At 38.0% G+C, this 2,102-nt stretch carries 1 protein-coding gene and 1 pseudogene; both read left to right on the plus strand.

Features of this window, described 5'->3' with window-relative positions:
- The first annotated feature begins 332 nt into the window (after positions 1-332).
- Positions 333-1,039: pseudogene (locus AC0QT1_RS08510) on the plus strand (Rha family transcriptional regulator).
- A gap of 360 nt (positions 1,040-1,399) precedes the next feature.
- A complete protein-coding gene (locus AC0QT1_RS08515) occupies positions 1,400-1,948 on the plus strand; it encodes an antA/AntB antirepressor family protein (RefSeq protein ID WP_473202116.1) in 549 nt (182 codons plus the stop codon).
- Positions 1,949-2,102 lie beyond the last annotated feature (154 nt).

Here is a 2,102-nt window from a genome sequence, read left to right on the forward strand (position 1 = left end):
TGATAAAAACGAATAATATTGTTCATTAAACTGTTATGAATGGATTTAATTCTTTTTTTCTTCTCTGAAGATGTTTATACACATTGCCTTGGTAAACTTGTACAAGTGCGTCATTGCACTTTAACAGAGTGATAGGAATCTTTATGCGGGGGAGATAAGATGGTTTGTATAGCCACTAAAGTGGGGGCAGATAGTACAGTTTATGGTTTTTCCCTTCATCTTCAAAGAATTGCTCTCTTCAGACAATTAAAACGATGTTACGCGTTTTGTCTTTCTCTCTCAAAGAAGCATAAGATGAGTTGTTTTGCGCTTCCTTTTGAGTGTAAAAATTAATGATCCGGTTATTTTGTTGTTTTGTGCTTAGCACGGCTTTGAGTGTTGAAATTGCGGAGTTGTGTGGTAAACGGCATGACCATGTTATGCGTGATATTAAGAAAATGCTTGAAGAATTATACTATGAAGGGGGTCGGTCCAAATTTGGGCTGACCTATTTAGACACACAAGGTAGACCTCAAAATTGTTATAATCTTCCCAAGCGTGAATGTTTAATTCTTGTCTCAGGTTATAGTACTACCTTGCGAGCAAAGATAATTGACCGGTGGCAACAATTAGAACAGCAAGTAGTGGCACCGCAAATCGATTACTCTATCCACAAGTCATGTTAGGGGTTTTAAATTATCTCAAAAATGAGAATGAACAAAAAGACAATATGATTGCTGAATTAAAACCAAAGGCAATGGCTCTTGAAAGCTTACAGCGCCATGAGGGGCTCTTCGGTCTTACTGAAGTTGCTAAAATACTCGAAATGCAACCAAAACAGTTCATTCTCTTCTTACAGCAAAAGGGTTGGGTCTATCGACGCATGGCAAGTGGGCACCTGTTGCCTTATCAAGACAAAATCCAAAAAGGTCTGATGGATTGTCCTACCATCACTATTCAAACCTCTGGCGGAATAAATAAAGTCATTCCTTCAGCAAAAATCACAACAAAAGGCATTGGTGTGCTTTCTCAAGAACTTAAAAGACAAAGCGTGCATTAAGGGATGACCATCATGGAAAAGAAATGCGAATTGACTGATGAAATCGATATAGTTTATTTGCGTAGGTTTGCTAATTTTTTATTTGACAATCTACTACTAATATGTCTGTTGTCAAATCAGGTGCTTGAAAAACACCTTGATAGTAAGCGGGTTGGTTGCCGAAATAACCAATCTTCCGTAAATTTAAAGGCTTTGACTCGTTGTATGCTCCATGCGTATAATGGCATTGCCGGGTGTAGTTATGCTATACAATACCCTTTATGGGGAAAGCATAACGACGGACTTACTACCGTGTTTTTCAGCACCTGGCGCCCTTATAGGGTTGTCAATGAAAAACGTCTAAGTAGTAAGGAGTTCATAATGAACATTCTCATAACAATATCAGAAAAAATTATTGACCGTGAAACCGTCAAAACCGTTAATGCACGTGAATTACATACGTTTTTAGAGGTAGGTCGTGATTTTACGACATGGATTAAGGATCGTATTAATCAATATGAATTTGAAGAGGGAAATGATTTCATAAAAACACAAGATTTGCGGTCCCCAAAATTGGGGAGCGCAAAATCTAGAGCTGTTACAGTAATAGACTATCATCTCACATTAGATATGGCGAAAGAACTCTCAATGGTCGAACGCAATGAAAAAGGTAGGCAAGCCCGTCGTTACTTTATTGAGTGTGAGAAAAAGCTAAGAAGTCAATCTGTTGATTCTGATAATGATACACGCTTTGATTTGCCAAGTTATTGGGAGGGTATGAACGCTGGTGAAAAAGTTTTGTATCTTCTAAGTCCAATTCATATGCGTCTTATCGATGCTTTTAGAGTAGACGAAGAAAACAGGCAATATAAAGCTTTAATCAAAGAAGCTAAACAGGTGTTAGCAAGATCTATCGTAAAAGCTGCTTAGTTTAAAAACTGATTTCATCTTCTCGTCTTTAAAGGCGGGGAGGTGGTCAATATCACACAGCTTTTAGAAACAGAACTCTAACAACGACCATTTTAACACAAGCGTGATTCACGCAACGGGTGAATTACGCGCTAATGGAGGAAAACATGATGAA

The sequence above is a fragment of the Bartonella sp. P12B genome (assembly GCF_055796185.1).